Source organism: Nonomuraea longispora (genome assembly GCF_004348345.1).
In the GTDB taxonomy this organism is placed as follows: domain Bacteria; phylum Actinomycetota; class Actinomycetes; order Streptosporangiales; family Streptosporangiaceae; genus Nonomuraea; species Nonomuraea longispora.
The window spans coordinates 1-16,884 of the sequence record NZ_SMJZ01000057.1 but is presented as its reverse complement, the minus strand read 5'-3'; the positions used below and the strand labels follow the sequence as shown (position 1 = coordinate 16,884).

Here is a 16,884-nt window from a genome sequence, read left to right as displayed (position 1 = left end):
CGCATGTCACGAACCCTGCGACTGTTGATCACCGGCGGCGGCACCGGTGGTCACACCTATCCGGCCCTGACGACCCTGTCGGCCGTCCAGCGACGTCAGGTGCCGCACGACGTGCTCTGGGTGGGCACGGCCAACGGTCTCGAGGCGAGGATCACCGCCGAGCACGGCATCCCGTTCAAGGCGATCACCACAGGCAAGCTGCGCCGCAGGCCCAACCTCAAAGAGCTGGGCACGAACATCGCCGACGTGTTCCGCATCCCGGTCGGGGTGCTCCAGGCGGTGGCGCACGCGGCGCGCTACCTTCCCGACGTGGTGTTGTCGACCGGGGGCTACGTGGCGGTCCCCATCGGCGTGGCGGCCAGGCTGATCCGCCGCCCGCTGGTGATGCACGAGCAGACGACGGTGGTCGGGCTGGCCAACCGGATCCTGTCCAGGCTGGCGACCAGGATCGCGTTGTCGCACGAGTCGTCGCTCGAACATCTGCCCGAGCCGGCCAGGAAGAAGGCCGTGGTGACGGGCAACCCGATCCGGCCGGAGCTGCTGCAGGGCAACCGGGCGGCGGCGTACGACCTGTTCGGGCTGACGTTCGAGGTGCCGCTGATCTACGTGACAGGCGGGGCGCAGGGCAGCAAGCAGATCAACACCCTCATCGCCGAGGTGCTGCCGCGGCTGCTGCCGCACGCGCAGATCGTGCACCAGTGCGGGCCGGCGTGGATCGACCAGATGCGGGCCGTCGAGCTGCCCGGCGAGCTGTCCGAGCGCTACCACCCGGTGCCCTACGTGGGAGGGGAGCTGGCCGACCTGTTCGCCGCGGCCGACGTGGTGATCTCGCGCAGTGGCGCGGGCACGGTCTCCGAGCTGACGGCCGTCGGCAAGCCGTCCGTGCTGATCCCACTGATCCCGACCGGCGGCGACGAGCAGCGCAAGAACGCCGGCTACCTGGCCTCCGCGGGCGCGGCCAGGGCGCTGCTCGAGCCGCGGCCGACGGCCGACCAACTGCTGGCCGAGCTGATGCCGCTGCTGGCCGACCACGAGCTGCGGCACACGATGGGGCAGGCGGCGGCGAAGCTGGGCCGGGTGGACGCGGCCGACGCCCTGTGCGACGTGCTGCTGGAGGTCGCGGGTCAGGGGTCGAGGTAGCGGAAGGCCTCGTGGGCGGAGCTCACGCTCCGCCTGAGTGCCTGCTTCAGCCGGTCGGCGTCGCGGGCCAGCCGTTCCAGTTCGGGAACGGCGAACCCGTCGGCCCCGGTCTCGGCCACCAGTTCCTCGTACTGATGCATCCGGCCGCGCAGCTCCTGGATCTGCTCGTGGGCGATGTACGCGCGCTCGGCCTCGGTGACGTTGGCGGCGTAGCGTTCCAGGGCCTCGACGCGGGCCAGCACCGCCGCCTCGCTGCTGTCGAGCGCCCGTGCCAGCGGTTCGGCCACGGCGGCCACCTCGGGTGTGAGCCCCTGCGAGACGGTCTCCCTGTGCTGGGTGCGCAGCACGGACAGCTTGCCCAGGAGCCGGGCGATCTCCCACTCCTGCGCGGGCAGCATCACGGCGTTGCGCACGTCGTCGAGCATGCCCTCGGCGTTGACCCGGGAGCCGGTCACGGTCGCGATGGCCCGCTGGGCGCGGGCGAGCAGCCGCCTGGACGCCTCGTCGAGGTCGTCGATCAGCACGTAGCGGCCCTCGTACCAGCGCAGTTGCTCGTAGATCTGCCGCTCGTACTCCTCCTCGTCCTCCTCGTCCAGGTCGGTCCTGACGAACAGCACGACCATGACGGGGATCAGCATCAGCAGGAGCATGAGGATGCCGAGGCCCCTGCCCAGGCCTCCCACCCCAAGAACCAGTCCGAGGAACGCCACCGTGCCGAAGCCGGCGGCCATGCGATACCGTGCGCTCGACGCGGCCCGCCGCGATTCCGGCACCCAGCCCTGGCGCATCTTCATCAGCACCAGCCGGCTCTCCCTGAGCAGCTGAGCGTCGTCGGGCGGCACCCCGGGGTCCACTACCACATCCGCCACAAAACCGGATACTAGGGGAAATCAGCCATTGAGGTGTCGAAATGCCTCGTGTGCGGAGCTGACGCTGTTGCGTAATGCCTGTTCAAGGCGGTCGGCGTCGTCCGACAATCGGCTCAGCTCCGGCACGGCCGATCCGTCGGCGCCCGACTCCGCGAGCAGTTCCTCATAGCGGGGCAGCCGGGCGCTGAGCCGCTCGATCTGGTGCCTGGCGCGGTAGGCGCGCTCGGCGTCGGCCACGTGGCCGGCGTACCGTTCCAGGGCCTCGACGCGGGCCAGCACCGCCCGCTGGCTGCTGTCGAGCGCCTCGGCGAGCGGCCCCGCCACGGCGGCCACCTCCGGTGTGACGCCCTCCGCGACCACCTCCTGGTGCTCGGCGCGCAGCGCCGACAACTTGCCCAGCAGCCGGGCGATCTCCCACTCCTGCGCGGGCAGCATCACGCCGTTGCGCACGTCGTCGAGCAGCCCCTCGGCGTTCACGCTCGAGCTCATGACCTGATCTATCGCCGCCTGGGCCCGGCTCATGAGCGGCCTGGCGGCATCGTCGAGCTGCTCGCGGAGCACGAAGCGGCCCGCGTACCCGCGGGCGTGGTCGTAGACCTCGCGTTCCAGGGCGTGCCGGCGCTCCACCTCGGCGTCAGGCCGGGGCCGCAGCAGCACGCTGACGACCAGCAGGGCCGCGCCTGTCATGATCACTACGAAGGCGGTGTACTGCTCGGCGACGAACAACGTCAGCCCGTACACGGCGGCCGCCACGGCCGTCAGGGAGGCCGCCATCCTGGCCATGGTGCCCGCCATGGGCCGGTGTCCCCTGTGTGTGGGCACCCACCCCGCGTGCACGCGGGCGAGCAGCTTGCGGTTGTCGCGCAGGAGGGCCGCCACGTCGTCGGGCAACGCCGGATCGGTGATCACCTTCGCATGACGTCCGGCCACGTTACTGATCCTATGTCCCGGTCTGTCCGACTGTCAGCTCTCCAGGTAACGGAAGGCCTCGTGCGCCGACCGCACGCTGCGCCGGAGCGTGCGCTCCAGAACGTCGGCGTCCTCGGCCAGCCGCTCGATCTCGGGTACGGCCAGCGCGTCGGCGCCCGACTCCGCCAGCAGCTCCTCGTACTTCGGCAGCCGGGCGCGCAGCTCCTCGATCTGACCGCGGGCGTGGTAGGCACGCTCGGCGTCGGCGACGTGGGCGGCGTAGCGTTCCAGCGCCTCCACGCGGGCGACCACGGCCGCCTCGCTGCCGGCCAGCGCACGTTCGAGCGGCTCGATCACCGCGGCCACCTCGGGCGCGATTCCCCTGGACAGCAGCTCCCTGTGCTCCAGGCGCAGCGCCGACAGCTTGGCCAGCAGCCGGGCGATCTCCCACTCCTGCGCGGGCAGCATCAGGGCGTTGCGCACGTCGTCGAGGAGGCCCTCGGCGTTGATGTGGGAGCGCAGCACCGACCCGATGGCCCGCTGCGCCCTGGCCAGCACCTTCCCCGCCTCCTCGTCGAAGTCCTCGGGCAGCAGGTAGCGGCCGTCGTACCAGCGGGCCTGCTCGTAGACGCCGCGCTCGTGCGGCCGGTCGTCGTCCACCACCTCGCCGATCGAGGCGATCTTGATAAGGACGATGAAGACGTACGTGCCGAGCAGCATGAACCCGGCGGGCGCGAGCGGCGAGGCCAGCAGGACGGCCATGAACGCGATCACGGCCGGGGTGGCGGCCAGCAGCAGCGCGCCGGAGGCGCTCCGGTGGCGCGGCTGCGCCGGGGCGGCGGGGGGCACCCAGCCCGCCCTGATCCTGGACAGCAGGGGAACGTGGGCGCGCAACAGTCCGGCGACCTCCGGGGGTACTCCCGGATCGACTACCACACCCACGTTCTGTCCTGGCACCCTGGCGCCCCCAACGCTCGTGATATGTGGATATTACGTAACGTTTCCCTTAGATGTCAGCCTCCGAAAGGTCAGGTTGGGGAACCACCGCGTCCGCACGCCGAGCACCTCCATGGTCGCGGGCACCGGCACGAGACGGACCACCGTGGCGTCGACCAGCACCGCAGCGACCAGCCCGACGCCCGTCACCCGCAGCGCGCGATCGTCGAACGCGCCGAAAGCGGCGAACACGCAGAACATGATCGTAGCCACCGCGGTAATGACCCGGCCGGTCGCGGCCCCGAGGCGACCGCGCGGCTGTGGTCACCGTCCCGGAGTACTCCGCCCTGGCGCGAGCCACGGCGAGCAGCGCGTGGCCGGTCAGGTCGAGCGGCCGGGCATCCGGCTGGTTCGCGTACGCCAAGATCATCGAACGGACGGTTCACGACGTGCTCTGCTGGATCTCCCAGAGGGCCATCTCGGGGACGCCCGCCTTGACCAGCGCGTTCCAGGCGCCCATCCGGTCCACCGGATCGGCGAGCACGGCGCGCAGCAGCGGGCGCAGCTCGGCGTGCTCGCCGTGGCCGGTCCCGTCCTCCGTCCACATCGCCCCGAGCGCCTGGTGCAGCGCCGGCGACCTGACCGCCGCCGTACGGACCAGTTCCTCCAGGATGCGGACGCGGTCCCGGTAGGGCAGGCCGCGTCCCTCCCCCAGGGCGCGCAGCAGCAGGTCGAGCAGGCGCCGGTGCCGGGGCGTGTGGCCGGTGGCGACCGCGACGACGACGTCTCCCATGCCGTGGCCCCCGCCCGCGTCGTCCTTGGCCCCGAGCAGGACGTCCTCCGTGCCGCCGTCGATCACCCGGTGCGCCGACAGCGCGGTGAGCAGGCCGCTCCAGCCCTCGTGGCCGAGGTTGCCCTTCCACAGATGGGTGAGCGCGGACCAGCGCTCCAGGGGGTCGGGTCCCGCGAGGAGCGAGGAGACGCTGACGGGCTGGTCGGAGGCGGCGACGATGAGGAGGGTGAGGTTCGCGGAGTAGGCGGCCAGCCGGCGGGGCACCGTGTGACGTACCGGCACGAAACCCGTGAAGTGGCGGCGGGGGTGTTCGTGCAGCGAGCGTCGCAGCAGCCCCGCCAGAAGCGTGACGCACCGCTCCCGCACCGCGGCGGGCACCTCCCCCAGCAGTTCCAGGATGAAGCCGACGGTGGGCCCGCGCTCGGCCAGGCAGGAGTGGGACGTCACCGCGTACAGCAGGTCGTCGTCCACGGCCTGCACGAGCGCGAGAGGCTCGTCGCCGGCCAGGCGGCGCCTGCGGTCGAGGTCGCGCAGCGCGTAGACGGTCAGCCAGGCCACCAGGAACTCGCCGAACGTGGAGTGCAGGAACGCGTGGCCGTTCCTGCGTACGAAGAAGAAACGTTCCGTGGCCTTGCGCACCCAGTCGATCCGTTCGCCCTCGTCGCCGGGGTCGTCCTCGCCGCCGTGGCACAGGGCGGGCAGGTCCCGTTCGAGCGCCTCGTCGGTGAGGACCTGGCGGCCCCTCGCCAGCATGGACAGCGCCGCCGTGCCGAGCAGCACCAGCTCCTGGTCGATCGCGACCCGCCGGGCCCCGCCGGTCTCCCGCTCGGTGTAGTCCCTGAGCAGCACCTCGTACAGGCGGGCGCGGCCGAGCGGGCCGTGGTCGCGCTGCAGCGCGTTGCCGCCCGCGTCGTAGAGGGCCAGCAGCAGCAGGAGCAGCGGCTGCCTGGCCATGTCGCCGTGCACGAGCGCCGCCTGCGCGGGCAGCGGTTTCAGGTCGCGCCTGGCCAGCAGGGACCGGTTGGCCTGGTCCCAGATGTCCAGCCACTGCCGCACCTGGTCGTCGTCGAACGGCTGGAGCTGCAGCGCCAGCAGCCCCTCGGGGTACCTGATCCGGTCGGCCACCACCGTACGGCTGGTGACGATCACCGCGACGGGCCGCCCGAGACCGGCCTCCCTGGCCTGGAACTCCCGCACGTGCTCCAGGTAGTCGAAACGGTTGACGCCGCCCTGCAGCAGCTCGTCCAGGCCGTCGAGCAGGATCACCGGCATCGCCCCGTCCCCGGCCGCCACCAGGTCGGCGTAGCCCACCTGCTCGTCCAGCACCCCCTTGAGCGCCTGCTCGACCTGCTCGGTCACGCCCGCGCGTGCGCCCACCCCGCCCAGCTCCACCCTCATCGGCAGGAACTCCGACCTGGCCAGCCGGGCGGCGAGCACCTCGGTCAGCTTCGTCTTGCCCGAGCCCGGCTCCCCCAGCACCAGCAGGGGCGCCCGGGTGGCGCGCAGCGAGGTGAGGTGGCCCACCAGGAACGCCTCGGGGTCGGGCAGCAGGCGCCGGTCCTCCCACCAGGCCCGCTCGGCGGGCGCGGCGTCGCGGGTCAGCTCCGCGACCCGGCAGCGCGGGGTGAGGTAGCCCTCGCCGAGCAGCGGGAGCGTGACGTCCTCGGGAAGTTTGCCGGCCACGAGGAGCGGCTGGTCGAGCGCGTTGGCCGCCATCCTGGCCAGGTGGATCACCGGGCGGTCGCCGACCCTGGGCGGCGCCAGCTCGGCCAGCAGCCACGCCACCCGCGACAGCGCCGTGCCGGGCGGCGGCTTCTCCGTGACGAGGCTGCGCACCCCGAACTCGTGGCTGTCGAGCGCCAGCGAACGGTAGTACTCGTCGTAGACGCGCAGGGCGTGCGCGGGCGGGCCCTCGGCGAGCATGCGGGGCAGCAGGAGCTGGTCGTCGACGCTCAGCTCGTCCCAGATCGACAGGCCGCCCACGTACCCGGCCAGGGCCTCGGACATGTGCAGGAAGGCACGTTCCACGGCGCGGCGCGTCTCGGCGTACGGCACATGCGGCTCGGGCGTGGGCAGGCGCTCCAGCAGCAGCTCCGCCACCAGCCTGGCGAACCGCTCGGGCGTCGGGACCCCGTGGGAGATCTTCCCGCCGCGGTCGAGCCGCTCCAGCGTGAACGGCAGCTTCGCCTCGCCCAGCGCCTCGAAGTACGCCGACACGACGATCACGGCGTGCGCCGCAGCCAGCCGTTGCGTGCGGGTGTGCCGGTCGACGCCACTCTTGAGCTCCGGCATGCGGCGTACGGTCTCCTTGCCGTAGCGCACGATGCCGTCGCGCATGTCGGCCAGGCCCGCCGCCAGCCGCCCGCCGCCGGCCAGGGCCCAGCCGGTGCGCTCGGCGGCCGAGGCGAATCCGACGACCTTGACGAGCCTGCCGTCCTTGCATCCGAGGATCCTCAGGGCGTCGGCGTAGCTCGGGGTATCGATCATGGCCTTCTCCTGGGGACGGAGGTGTCCCATCATGCGCTGTACGCCCGCGTTCGGGCAGGCTTCCCCACCATGCCGGTCTGGCTCCCCGTCCTTGCGGTCATATGCCCTTCAGGGCTTGCGCGATCTCAGGCAGCGCCGCCGGATCCTCGATCGTGGACGGCGCGGTGTACGGGCGGCCGTCGGCGATGTCGCGCATCGTGGCGCGCAGAATCTTGCCCGAGCGGGTCTTCGGCAGCCGGGCGACGACCACGGCGCGGCGGAAGGCGGCGACGGGGCCGACGCGCTCGCGTACCAGGGCCGCCAGCTCGCGCTCCACCTCGGCGGGGTCGCGCTCCGCGTCGGCCTTCAGCACCACGAACCCCATCGGCAGCTGCCCCTTCAGCTCGTCGGCCACGCCGATCACGGCGCACTCCGCCACGTCGGGGTGGGCGGCGACGACCTCTTCCATCGAGCCGGTGGACAGCCGGTGCCCGGCGACGTTGATCACGTCGTCGATGCGGCCCATGACATAGAGGTAGCCGTCGGCGTCGAAGTGGCCGCCGTCGCCGCTCAGGTAGTGGCCGGGGTAGCGCTCCAGGTAGGAGCGGGCGAAGCGGGCCTCGTCGCGGTAGAGGGTGGGCAGCGCGCCGGGCGGGAGCGGCAGCTTGACGGTGACCGCGCCGTCCACCCCGGGCGGGCAGTCGTTGCCGTCGGCGTCGAGGACGTGCACGTCCCAGCCGGGCACCGGCCTGGTGGGCGAGCCTGGCCTGATCGGCAGCGGCTCGATGCCCACGCAGTTGGCGGCCACCGGCCAGCCGGTCTCGGTCTGCCACCAATGGTCGATGACGGGGATGCCGAGCAGGTCCGACGCCCAGTGGTAGGTGTCGGGATCGAGGCGCTCGCCGGCCAGGAAGAGGTACCGCAGGGCTGACAGGTCCTGCGGTTTCGCGAAATTTCCGCTTGGGTCCTCCTTCTTGATGGCCCGGATCGCGGTCGGCGCGGTGAACAGCGTCCGCACCCCGTACGTGGCCACCACCCGCCAGAACGCGCCCGGGTCCGGGGTGCCGACCGGCTTGCCTTCGTACAGCACGCTCGTGCAGCCCGCCAGCAGCGGCGCGTACACGATGTAGGAGTGGCCCACCACCCAGCCCACGTCGGACGCGGCCCAGTAGACCTCGCCGGGAGCGGCGCCGAACACGTGAGCCATGCTCCAGTGCAGCGCCACCGCGTGCCCGCCGTTGTCGCGCACGACGCCCTTGGGCGAGCCCGTCGTGCCGGAGGTGTAGAGGATGTAGAGGGGGTCGGTGGCGGCCACGCTCACGCAACCGGCCGGCTCGGCCTCGCGCACGGCCCGCTCCCAGTCGAGGTCGCGCCCCTCGGTGAGCTCGGCCACCGCCTGCGGCCGCTGGAGGATCACGCAGCGCTCAGGCCGGTGCGCGGCCTGAGCGAGTGCCTCGTCCAGCAGCGGTTTGTACGCCACCACCCGGGTGGGTTCGATGCCGCAGGACGCCGAGAGCACCACCTTGGGCCGGGCGTGGTCGATCCGCATCGCCAGCTCCCTGGCGGCGAACCCGCCGAACACCACCGAGTGCACCGCGCCCAGCCGCGCGCAGGCCAGCATCGCGATCACCGCCTGGGGCACCATCGGCATGTAGACGACCACGGTGTCGCCGGTCCGCACGCCGAGGTCCCGCAGCATGCCCGCGGTCCTGGCCACCTGGTCGAGCAGCTCGGCGTAGGTGAGGACACGCGCCGTGCCGGTGACCGGGCTGTCGTGGATCAGCGCCGCCTGCTCGCCGCGCCCGGCCGCGACATGCCGGTCGACCGCGTTGTGGCAGGTGTTGAGCCGCCCGTCGGGGAACCAGCGGCCGTCACCGCCGAGCGTGGTGGCCGGCGCCACGTCCCAGTCGATGCCGCGCGCCGCCTCGGCCCAGAACCCGCCGGGCCGCTCGATGCTCTGCCGGTAAGCCTCGTCGTAACCGCCCCCTGATCGATCAGACCAGCCCGCGCCCCCATGGCGCAAGATACATGGATGACCGATGACTTGATCCTTTCCGTCGTGATGGGATCGCGGGCGTACGGGCTCGAGACCGAAAGCTCCGACACCGACCGGCGGGGCGTGTTCGTGGCGCCGACGGCGGCGTTCTGGCGGCTGGACAAACCGCCCACCCACCGGGACGGGCCACTGCCGGAGCAGTTCTCGTGGGAGGTGGAGCGTTTCTGCCGCCTCGCCCTCGACGCCAACCCGACCGTCCTGGAATGCCTGTGGTCACCCATCGTGGAGGTGATCACGCCCGCCGGGCGGCGGCTGCGCGAGCTGCGGACGGCGTTCCTGTCGCGGCGGGCGCAGCGCACGTTCGGCTGCTGCTCAGCGGCCTTCACCTGGTGCGCCACGGCGAGCCGCTGGTCCAGGTGGGACCGCACCGCGAGCGGCTGCTCGCGGTGCGGCGCGGTGAGCTGCCGTGGGCGGAGGTGAACGCCTGGCGTGCCGCCCTGCGCGCCGAGCTGGCCGCGACGCCCAGCGTGCTGCCCGCCGGGCCGGACCGGGACCGGGTGGAGGACTTCCTCGTCGGCGTACGGAAGGAGCACCTGTGAGCGGGCTGTCCGGATGGCCGGCGGAGATCGGCCTCACGGAGCGTCGGGGTCGGCCGAGAGGACGAGCCTGACGGCGAACGTGCGGTAGCCGGCCCGGTCGAACGCCCTGGCCATCGGCGCGTTGCCCGCGTCGGTGTCGGCCACGATCCGCTGGACGCCGCGCTCGGCGTGGAAGCGGGTGATCTCGGCGAGGAGGTCGTCGACGTAGCCGTGGCCACGGTGCTCGGGCACCACGCCGAGATAGCCGACCACGGGCCCGCCGTCGTTGGCCGACGGCAGGGCGAACCCGACGAGGTCGCCGCTCGTGTCGTAGGCCAGCCGCCACCACGACCGCTCGCCCGGCATGGACACGTAGTCGCGGACCTCCTCGCGGGCCTGCTCCACCGGGTCCATGGTGCGCAGGGCCTGGCGCGTGGCGAAGTCGAGCGTGCCGACGGCCACCCGCCGGAACGCATCCACGAAGACCTCGTCGTCCTCCTCGCCGCGGAAGACGAGCCGCTCCGACGGCTCCGGCACGGGCGCGTCGCCGGCCGTCCACGCGTAGCGCAGGCGTTCGAGCTCCTGCGTCAGCCCGGCGCGGCCGGCCGCCTGCCGGCGCCAGCCGATGGCCGCCGTGGCCTCGGGGTCGTCGCGCCAGCCTTGGAGGACGAAGACGTGGTACTCGGGTGCCCGCCCGAAGGCGGCATGGGCGTGGTTCAGCAGTTCGGCGGCCAGGCTCACCCGGTCGCGGGCCGACGGGTGCACGTAGACGCAGTCCAGCGCGAGCGGCCTGCCGCCGTCGGGGAAGCCCCACCAGACGGCGCGGGCGAGGATGTCGCCGGTGTCGTCGTCGGTGGCGAGCCAGACGCGGTCGTATCGGTAGTTGCCGCTGTCGAGACAGGACAGCAGGCGGTCGGGGTGCGCCCAGCTGATGGACTCGTCTACGACGCAGCCGAGCAGGCGGTCCAGGTCGTCCTTGACCGCGGGACGGAAACGCATGGTTCCTCCGAGAAGTGGAAGCGGGCGCGGGGAGCGCCCGGGGTCGTGCCGAACATCTCTGCGCCTCCTTTCTTCCGACTTTTCGGTGTCAGCTGGCACCGTAACAGAAATATCGCGACAGGATGGGCTGGTGAGCTCTCACCACGACGACACGCTGCCCCTGCAACCACCGATCCGGCTGCCCGGCGACGCCACGCTCGCGGCGGCGGTACGCGCCGCCCCGCTGGCCGAGGAGCTGAAGGCGGAAGGCGACGACTCGGAGGTGCTGGCCGCCTGGGCGGGACACTGCCGTGACCTGCTGGCCGCCGACGGCACCCTGCTGCTCGAACTGGTCAGGATGTTCCTGACGCGCGAGCCGCACCAGGGTGTGGTGCCGGAGACGCTGACGGGGCTCGGGCTGGTGCGGCAGGAGGAGCCGTACACGCTGAGCTGGCTCGGCCTGTGGGTGGCACGGCTGATCGTGGCGGCGACCACGGGGCAGGAAATCCCGGTCATGGGCTCGCTCGCGGACGCCGACGCCGGGACGCTGCTGCACGGCCTGCGCTCCTATCCGGAGGCGGAGCGGGACGAGGAACTGGCGGGCTGGCTGAAGGGCAGGGACAACGGCGACGCGGTCGCCGAGATCGCCGCGGCGCTGGCCACGGTCAGCCCGCTGAGCCGGGCGATCGGCATCGAACTGCTGGCCACGCAGTTCGGCGACGAGGGCCGGCTGGCACTGTCCAGGCAGCTGGAGAAGCGCAAGCTCGGCGCGGTGATCGCCGCGAGGACCGGCCGTACCGACCGGCAGCCCGCGCCGGACGAGATCGCGTGGGTGCTGGTGGACATGGCGGCGGCCCTCCTGGAGTTCGGTGACCAGCCGGGCCAGGTGATCGAGTCGATCGCCCTCGGCATGGACGCCGACGAGCAGGCGGGCACGATCCCGATCCTGGCCTTCGGCGACCATCCGTGGACGGGCCAGGTGCTGCGGCTGTTCATCGACCACCACCCGGACGAGCGGGTCGCGGCGGCGGCCCGCAAGGCACTGCGCAGGCTCCGCGGTCTCGCCGACGTCCGCGGATAGCGACGGCGGACGCAGGGCGGGCAGGGGTGGTCACGGCGGGGTGGCGGCCTGCCGCTGGTGCTCCACGCGCACTTTCTTCGGTACGCACATCCGCCAGGCCTCCAGCACCAGTTCGCGCATCTCGGCGGCGTCGATGGCGGCGAGCCGCACCACGACCCAGTTGAAGCGCAGGTCGGAGGCTCTCGGCATGAGGAACCTGTCCGGCTCGGCCGCCACGAGCGCCGCCCGCTCCTCCTTCGGGAAGCCGAAGCCCATCAGTGTCTCGTCGCGCGAGAACGCCACGTAGACGATCTTGCCCACCCGGAACTTGGTGCGGTCGCGGATGAGGTGCTCAGTGGTGCGCGGGAGCGTGCGCGCGAACCGCCGTACGTCGTCGACTGTGACCACGCGGGCAACGTTACCGGTTGCCCTCGGCGGCCGAGATGTCGGCGAGGGCGGAGTTCTCGTCGCGCTCTACGGCGAGGTCTCCCAGGCTGACGATGCCGACGGCACGGCCGTCCTCCACCACGGGGAGGCGGCGTACGGCGTGCGAGCGCATCATCCGTACGGCCTGGTCGATGCCCGTCTCCGGATCGACGGCTTCGACGGCCGGGCTGCACGCCTCGCGTACCGGCGTGTCCGGGCCGCGCTCGTCGGCGACCACGCGCACGGTGATGTCGCGATCGGTGACGATGCCCTGCATGCGGCCGCCGTCGTTGACGATGATCGCTCCGGTGTCCCGCTCCCGCATGAGAGCGGCGGCGGCGGACACCGGCTGGTCGCCTTCGATCGTCGCCGGGTGGGCTGTCATGACATCTGCCACGGTCTTCGCCATGAGGTCCTCCTGTGGGTGGGTTTCCGCCCTCCTACCCGGGCGCTTCCCCGATTCACCACGCGGGCGCAGCCGCCGCCGAAGACGCCCAGCCGTCTCGTACAGCGAGATGGTTTCTCTTGGATCGTGAGATACGCGCTAGGGTCGCCGGCAACGGTCCGGCGAGATGGAGGAGTTCGCGATGGAAGCCGTCTACACGCATGGCCACCACGAGTCGGTGCTGCGCTCGCACCGCCGGCGCACCGCCGGCAACTCGGCCGCGTACCTGCTGCCCCACCTGAAATCCCACATGAAGGTGCTCGACGTGGGCAGCGGCCCCGGCACCATCACCGCGGACCTCGCGACCAGGGTGGGGCACGTGACGGCGTCCGAGGTGAGCGCGGAGGCGCTCGCCCTGGCCAGGGCCGAGGTGAGCGCCCGAGGCCTGGGCAACGTGGGCTTCGCCGTAGCCGACGTGCACGCGCTCGGCTTCGACGACGGCACGTTCTGCGTCACCCACGCCCACCAGGTGTTGCAGCACGTGGGCGATCCGGTGGAGGCACTGCGGGAGATGCGCAGGGTCACCAGGCCGGGAGGGATCGTGGCGGCCCGCGACAGCGACTACACGGCGTTCGCCTGGTACCCCCGGCTGCCCGCGCTGGACGAGTGGATGAGGCTGTACCAGAAGATCGCCCGGGGCAACGGCGGCGAGCCCGACGCGGGGCGGCGGCTGTTGTCGTGGGCGCGGGCCGCGGGGTTCGACGACATCACCGCCACGTCCTCGACCTGGTGTTTCGCCACGCCCGAAGACCGCGCGTGGTGGGGCGGGATGTGGTCGGAACGGATCCTGCGCTCGGCGATGGCCCGGCAGGCCCTGGCCACGGGCGCCGCCACGGAGGCGGACCTGCGGCGCATCTCGGAGGGGTGGCTGGCGTGGGCGGCCGACGGTGACGGCTGGTTGTCGATCCTGCACGGCGAGATCCTCTGCCGCGCCTGACCCGGCCCGCGAATGCCGGTCCGGAGCGCCAGGGGCAGGCGCCGGAGGGCTGGCGGGTGTGGGGTCAGATGCCGAGGGTTCTGGCGCGCTGCCACTGGGGGTCGCGGTAGAGGACCATGTCGGTGCCGATGAGCTCGTCGGGCGCCGACAACATGGTGATCTCACCCGCGGCCTGCAGTTGCAGCAGCAGGTCGCGCACCCGCGGCCCGACGGGCAGCCGCCCGGCCGTCAGCCCGAGACCGGTCCTCACCGTGTCGGCGATCTCCGACAGGTGAAACGGCCCGTCGAAGCCCGCCACGATCCCCCGCACGATGGTCATCGTGATCAGGTGCTCGGCCTCGGCGTGGGCCAGTTGCCAGGTGACCTGTTCCCTGCGGCGGCCGGTGCCCGCGCACGACGGGCACCCGCGCGTCATCCCGGCCGTCAGTTCTTCCTCAGCCGATCCGAGGCACGCCGAGCACAGTCCGTTCTCGGCGGCGTGGAGCTCGGCCGGCATCCGGCCGGCCAGGGCCACTCCGCAGGCGCAGCCGAATGTGTCTCCGAGTATGCCGGCCTGCGGGGTGATCGCATGCTTCGTCATCGGGCCGACTCTACCGGCCTGCCCGCCCCGTGGGGCAACACCGGCCGCAGCCGGTGAGGCGCTCCCATCCAGCGGGGAACGTGGGCGTCAGCCGGCGACGCCGCGGTAGAGGTCGCGGGTCAGCTTCGTGATGCGCTTGACCGAGCCGCTCCACGTGCCGCCCACCGGATGCGCGGTGAGCACGGCCATGACGTACCGGTCGCCCTGGCCGGCCAGGCCGGTCGTGTGCAGCACCGGGCGGCCGTAGTCGGGCACGCCCGAGCCGGTCGCCCGCTGCGCCACCCACGAGATGGGCGCGCCGACGGCCTTGGCCTCCTTGCACGCGCTGGGTGGCGTGGTGCCGAACCCCGACCAGCCCTGCTTGACCGCCCACGGGCGGGGGATCGCGTCGGGGATGCCGAAGGTCTGGTCGAAGCCGTCGGCCCCGCACGGCGTGGCCTTGCGCAGATGGCCGAGGATCAGGTCCCTGACCTTGGGGTCGGCCCGGTCGAACAGGTAGCGGTAGGTGCGCACGATGTCGTACGCGCTGAGCGAGACATAGCCCCAGAAGCCGGGCTTGGAGGCGGGCGGCGGCGTGGTGTCGGCCAGGCCGAGTTCGCGGGCCGTCCTGACGATGATCTTTCCTTGGCCTCCACGCTCCCAGAACGTCGAGGCCGCGTCGTCGTCGCTGGATCGCAGCATGGTCCTGAGCAGCTTGGCGTCGGCGGCGGGAACGTTCTTGCGCCGTTCCAGGTAGTCGATCGCGATCATGATCTTGACGATGGAGGCCGAGCGGTACTTCCTGTGCGCGTTTCGCGTGGCCACGAACTTGCCCGCCTGCCGGTCGAAGACCAGCCATGCGGCCGTGGTGCCGACGGGGACGGTGGGCGGCTTGGCCGACTCCGCGTGAGCGGGGACGGCGGCGAGCGCGGCGGCGAGGACGACGGGCACGGCGGCAAGGGGCTTGATTCGCACGTGCCTACAACTACCAGATTCCGCAGGTATGCCCTTGACCGCGCAAATAAACGGGTATAAACACAGATGAAACCAACTCGAAACGGCGGTGAATCAACATCATGTACGCCGAGGAGCGGCAGCAGGAGATCCTGCGGAGAGCGCGGTCCGCGGGCCGCGTCGACGTGGTGACGCTGGCCGCCGAGCTCGACGTCACCACCGAGACGATCCGCCGCGATCTGACGTCGCTGGAGCGGGCGGGTGTGCTGCGCCGGGTTCACGGGGGCGCGATCCCCGTGGAACGCTTGGGGTTCGAGCCCGCGCTGGCCACCCGTGACGAGGTGATGACGGGCGAGAAGGAGCGCATCGCCAAGGCGGCGCTCGCCGAGCTCCCCGACGACGGTTCCGTGATCATCGACGCGGGCACCACCACGGGACGGCTGGTCCAGGTGCTGCCCGCCGACCGGGAGCTCACCGTGGTGGTGAACTCACCGCCGCTGGCCACCGCCCTGGCGGCCCGCGCCAACCTGCACGTGATCATGCTGGGCGGCCGGCTGCGCGGCAAGACGCTGGCCACGGTCGACGACTGGGCGCTGCGCCCGCTGGCCCACCTCAACGTCGACGTGGCCTTCATGGCCACCAACGGCTGCTCCCTGAGCAGAGGGCTGACCACGCCCGACCCGGCCGAGGCGGCGATCAAGAGGGCCATGGTCAAGGCCGCACAGCGCAGCGTCCTGCTGGCCGACCACACGAAGTTCACCAACACCTACCTGGCCACGTTCGCCGAGCTGAGCGAGATCGACGTGCTGATCACCGACACGGGCCTGGACGTCGCGCTGGCCGCCGACCTGGCCGCGGCGGGCCCGGAGGTGATCCGGGCGTGATCCTCACCCTGACGCTCAACCCCAGCCTCGACCGCACGATCGAGATCTCCGCCCTGGACAGGGGCGCGGTCATCCGCGCCGCCGCCGCCCACCTCGACCCTGGCGGCAAGGGTGTGAACGTCTCGCGCGCGCTGCTGGCCAACGCGGTCGCCTCGCGCGCGGTGGTGCCGTTCGGCGGCGACGAGGGCAGGCAGCTCGTACGGCTGCTCGCCGCGGAGGGACTCGACATGATCACCGTCCCCGTCGCGGGCCCGACCAGGTCGAACGTCACCCTTGCCGAACCCGACGGCACGGTAACGAAGATCAACGAACCGGGCACGGCCCTCGCGCAGGACGAACTCGACACGATCGCCGACGCCGTGCTGAAGGCGGCTCATTCCGGCGTCCAGGGCGCCGACTGGGTGGTCGCCTCGGGGAGCCTTCCTCCCCAGGTCCCCGCCGACGTGTACGCGACGTTGTGCCGCCGGTTCGCCGGGGCGGGCATCCACGTGGCGGTCGACACCAGCGGCCCTGCGCTGTCCCGCGTGCTCGACGCGGCGCCCGCCCTGGTGAAGCCGAACGCCGAGGAGTTGTCGGCCGCCACCGGCATGCCCATCCGCTGCGTGGGCGACGTCGTGAAGGCGGCGGGCATGTTGCGCGCGGCGGGCGCGCGGGCGGTGCTGGCCAGCCTGGGCGCCGACGGCGCCGTCCTGGTCGAGCCGGACGGCAGCTGGTACGGCGAGGCTCCCGTCACCGAACCGCGCAGCTCCGTCGGCGCGGGCGACGCCATGCTGGCCGGGTTCCTCGCCGGCGGCGGGCGCGGCCCCGGCGCGCTGGCCCAGGCGCTGGCCTGGGGTGCCGCGGCGGTACGCATGCCCGGCAGCCGGATGCCCGGCCCCGCCGACGTGGCCGGGCTCGATCCCGGTGACGTCACCGTCGGCGCCCCCGACCCGGCCCGCCTCCTCGCCTCTCCCG

At 72.3% G+C, this 16,884-nt stretch carries 18 protein-coding genes; 7 read left to right on the top strand and 11 right to left on the bottom strand.

Annotation, left to right across the window (positions count from 1 at the left end):
* Positions 1-3: 3 nt before the first annotated feature.
* A complete protein-coding gene (locus tag E1267_RS17005; RefSeq protein ID WP_132333548.1) occupies positions 4-1,140 on the top strand; it encodes a UDP-N-acetylglucosamine--N-acetylmuramyl-(pentapeptide) pyrophosphoryl-undecaprenol N-acetylglucosamine transferase in 1,137 nt (378 codons plus the stop codon).
* Here E1267_RS17005 and E1267_RS17000 read toward each other — a convergent pair.
* From E1267_RS17000 to E1267_RS16975, 6 genes are all read right to left on the bottom strand, one after another.
* The gene (locus tag E1267_RS17000) at positions 1,125-2,009 is read right to left on the bottom strand and encodes a hypothetical protein (RefSeq protein WP_246063970.1); all 885 of its coding nucleotides are present in this window, start codon (positions 2,007-2,009) and stop codon (positions 1,125-1,127) included. The two genes, E1267_RS17005 and E1267_RS17000, sit on opposite strands and share 16 nt — an antisense overlap.
* Positions 2,010-2,030: 21 nt before the next feature.
* A complete protein-coding gene (locus tag E1267_RS16995; protein ID WP_246063969.1) occupies positions 2,031-2,939 on the bottom strand; it encodes a hypothetical protein in 909 nt (302 codons plus the stop codon).
* Between the two features lie 33 nt (positions 2,940-2,972).
* On the bottom strand, positions 2,973-3,860 hold the full coding sequence (locus E1267_RS16990; protein ID WP_246063968.1) for a hypothetical protein: 888 nt from the start codon (positions 3,858-3,860) through the stop codon (positions 2,973-2,975).
* Positions 3,861-3,908: 48 nt separating this feature from the next.
* Positions 3,909-4,127, bottom strand: coding sequence for a hypothetical protein (locus tag E1267_RS16985; protein ID WP_132333547.1), 219 nt, complete (start codon positions 4,125-4,127; stop codon positions 3,909-3,911).
* Positions 4,128-4,296: 169 nt separating this feature from the next.
* On the bottom strand, positions 4,297-7,134 hold the full coding sequence (locus E1267_RS16980; protein WP_132333546.1) for an NACHT domain-containing protein: 2,838 nt from the start codon (positions 7,132-7,134) through the stop codon (positions 4,297-4,299).
* Between the two features lie 97 nt (positions 7,135-7,231).
* Positions 7,232-9,136: a propionyl-CoA synthetase gene (locus tag E1267_RS16975; protein WP_132333545.1), complete on the bottom strand. Its 1,905-nt coding sequence runs from the start codon at positions 9,134-9,136 to the stop codon at positions 7,232-7,234.
* Between the two features lie 9 nt (positions 9,137-9,145).
* On the opposite strand from E1267_RS16975, the gene E1267_RS16970 reads away from it, so the two are divergent.
* Positions 9,146-9,589 (top strand): nucleotidyltransferase domain-containing protein, encoded by a 444-nt coding sequence (locus E1267_RS16970; protein WP_246063967.1) that lies wholly within the window; start codon positions 9,146-9,148, stop codon positions 9,587-9,589.
* Entirely contained in the window at positions 9,586-9,708 is a 123-nt protein-coding gene (locus tag E1267_RS47240; RefSeq protein ID WP_281283643.1) for a hypothetical protein, read from the top strand. Before E1267_RS16970 ends, E1267_RS47240 begins: the two co-directional genes overlap by 4 nt.
* 33 nt (positions 9,709-9,741) lie before the next feature.
* Here the strand turns inward: E1267_RS47240 and E1267_RS16965 are convergent, their stop codons facing one another.
* Positions 9,742-10,686: a GNAT family N-acetyltransferase gene (locus tag E1267_RS16965; RefSeq protein WP_132333544.1), complete on the bottom strand. Its 945-nt coding sequence runs from the start codon at positions 10,684-10,686 to the stop codon at positions 9,742-9,744.
* Between the two features lie 130 nt (positions 10,687-10,816).
* On the opposite strand from E1267_RS16965, the gene E1267_RS16960 reads away from it, so the two are divergent.
* Positions 10,817-11,746: a hypothetical protein gene (locus E1267_RS16960; protein ID WP_132333543.1), complete on the top strand. Its 930-nt coding sequence runs from the start codon at positions 10,817-10,819 to the stop codon at positions 11,744-11,746.
* A 30-nt stretch (positions 11,747-11,776) separates the two neighbouring features.
* On the opposite strand, the gene E1267_RS16955 is transcribed toward E1267_RS16960, so the two are convergent.
* On the bottom strand, positions 11,777-12,133 hold the full coding sequence (locus E1267_RS16955) for an MmcQ/YjbR family DNA-binding protein (RefSeq protein ID WP_132333542.1): 357 nt from the start codon (positions 12,131-12,133) through the stop codon (positions 11,777-11,779).
* 10 nt (positions 12,134-12,143) lie between these two features.
* The gene (locus tag E1267_RS16950; RefSeq protein WP_132333541.1) at positions 12,144-12,560 is read right to left on the bottom strand and encodes a CBS domain-containing protein; all 417 of its coding nucleotides are present in this window, start codon (positions 12,558-12,560) and stop codon (positions 12,144-12,146) included.
* A 178-nt stretch (positions 12,561-12,738) separates the two neighbouring features.
* Between E1267_RS16950 and E1267_RS16945 the strand changes: the two genes are divergently transcribed.
* Positions 12,739-13,533, top strand: coding sequence for a class I SAM-dependent methyltransferase (locus E1267_RS16945; protein ID WP_132333540.1), 795 nt, complete (start codon positions 12,739-12,741; stop codon positions 13,531-13,533).
* 64 nt (positions 13,534-13,597) lie between these two features.
* Here E1267_RS16945 and E1267_RS16940 read toward each other — a convergent pair whose 3' ends face one another.
* Together E1267_RS16940 and E1267_RS16935 are read right to left on the bottom strand one after the other, a co-directional pair.
* Complete coding sequence (locus tag E1267_RS16940) at positions 13,598-14,113, bottom strand: hypothetical protein (RefSeq protein WP_132333539.1); 516 nt, start codon at positions 14,111-14,113, stop codon at positions 13,598-13,600.
* 87 nt (positions 14,114-14,200) lie between these two features.
* Entirely contained in the window at positions 14,201-15,067 is an 867-nt protein-coding gene (locus E1267_RS16935; RefSeq protein WP_132333538.1) for a D-alanyl-D-alanine carboxypeptidase family protein, read from the bottom strand.
* 101 nt (positions 15,068-15,168) lie between these two features.
* On the opposite strand from E1267_RS16935, the gene E1267_RS16930 reads away from it, so the two are divergent.
* Together E1267_RS16930 and pfkB are read left to right on the top strand one after the other, a co-directional pair.
* Positions 15,169-15,930: a DeoR/GlpR family DNA-binding transcription regulator gene (locus E1267_RS16930; protein ID WP_132333537.1), complete on the top strand. Its 762-nt coding sequence runs from the start codon at positions 15,169-15,171 to the stop codon at positions 15,928-15,930.
* The coding region (gene pfkB, locus E1267_RS16925) for a 1-phosphofructokinase (protein ID WP_132333536.1) at positions 15,927-16,884 on the top strand (958 nt) is incomplete at its 3' end. The genes E1267_RS16930 and pfkB, both read left to right, overlap by 4 nt.

Excerpts from the sequence above, each read along its gene's own strand:
- E1267_RS16970 (WP_246063967.1), top strand. The coding sequence starts at position 9,146 with ATGACCGATGACTTGATCCTTTCCGTCGTGATGGGATCGCGGGCGTAC.
- E1267_RS16980 (WP_132333546.1), bottom strand. The coding sequence starts at position 7,134 with ATGATCGATACCCCGAGCTACGCCGACGCCCTGAGGATCCTCGGATGC.
- E1267_RS16945 (WP_132333540.1), top strand. The coding sequence starts at position 12,739 with ATGGAAGCCGTCTACACGCATGGCCACCACGAGTCGGTGCTGCGCTCG.
- E1267_RS16930 (WP_132333537.1), top strand. The coding sequence starts at position 15,169 with ATGTACGCCGAGGAGCGGCAGCAGGAGATCCTGCGGAGAGCGCGGTCC.
- E1267_RS16940 (WP_132333539.1), bottom strand. The coding sequence starts at position 14,113 with ATGACGAAGCATGCGATCACCCCGCAGGCCGGCATACTCGGAGACACA.
- E1267_RS16950 (WP_132333541.1), bottom strand. The coding sequence starts at position 12,560 with ATGGCGAAGACCGTGGCAGATGTCATGACAGCCCACCCGGCGACGATC.
- E1267_RS16965 (WP_132333544.1), bottom strand. The coding sequence starts at position 10,686 with ATGCGTTTCCGTCCCGCGGTCAAGGACGACCTGGACCGCCTGCTCGGC.
- E1267_RS17005 (WP_132333548.1), top strand. The coding sequence starts at position 4 with ATGTCACGAACCCTGCGACTGTTGATCACCGGCGGCGGCACCGGTGGT.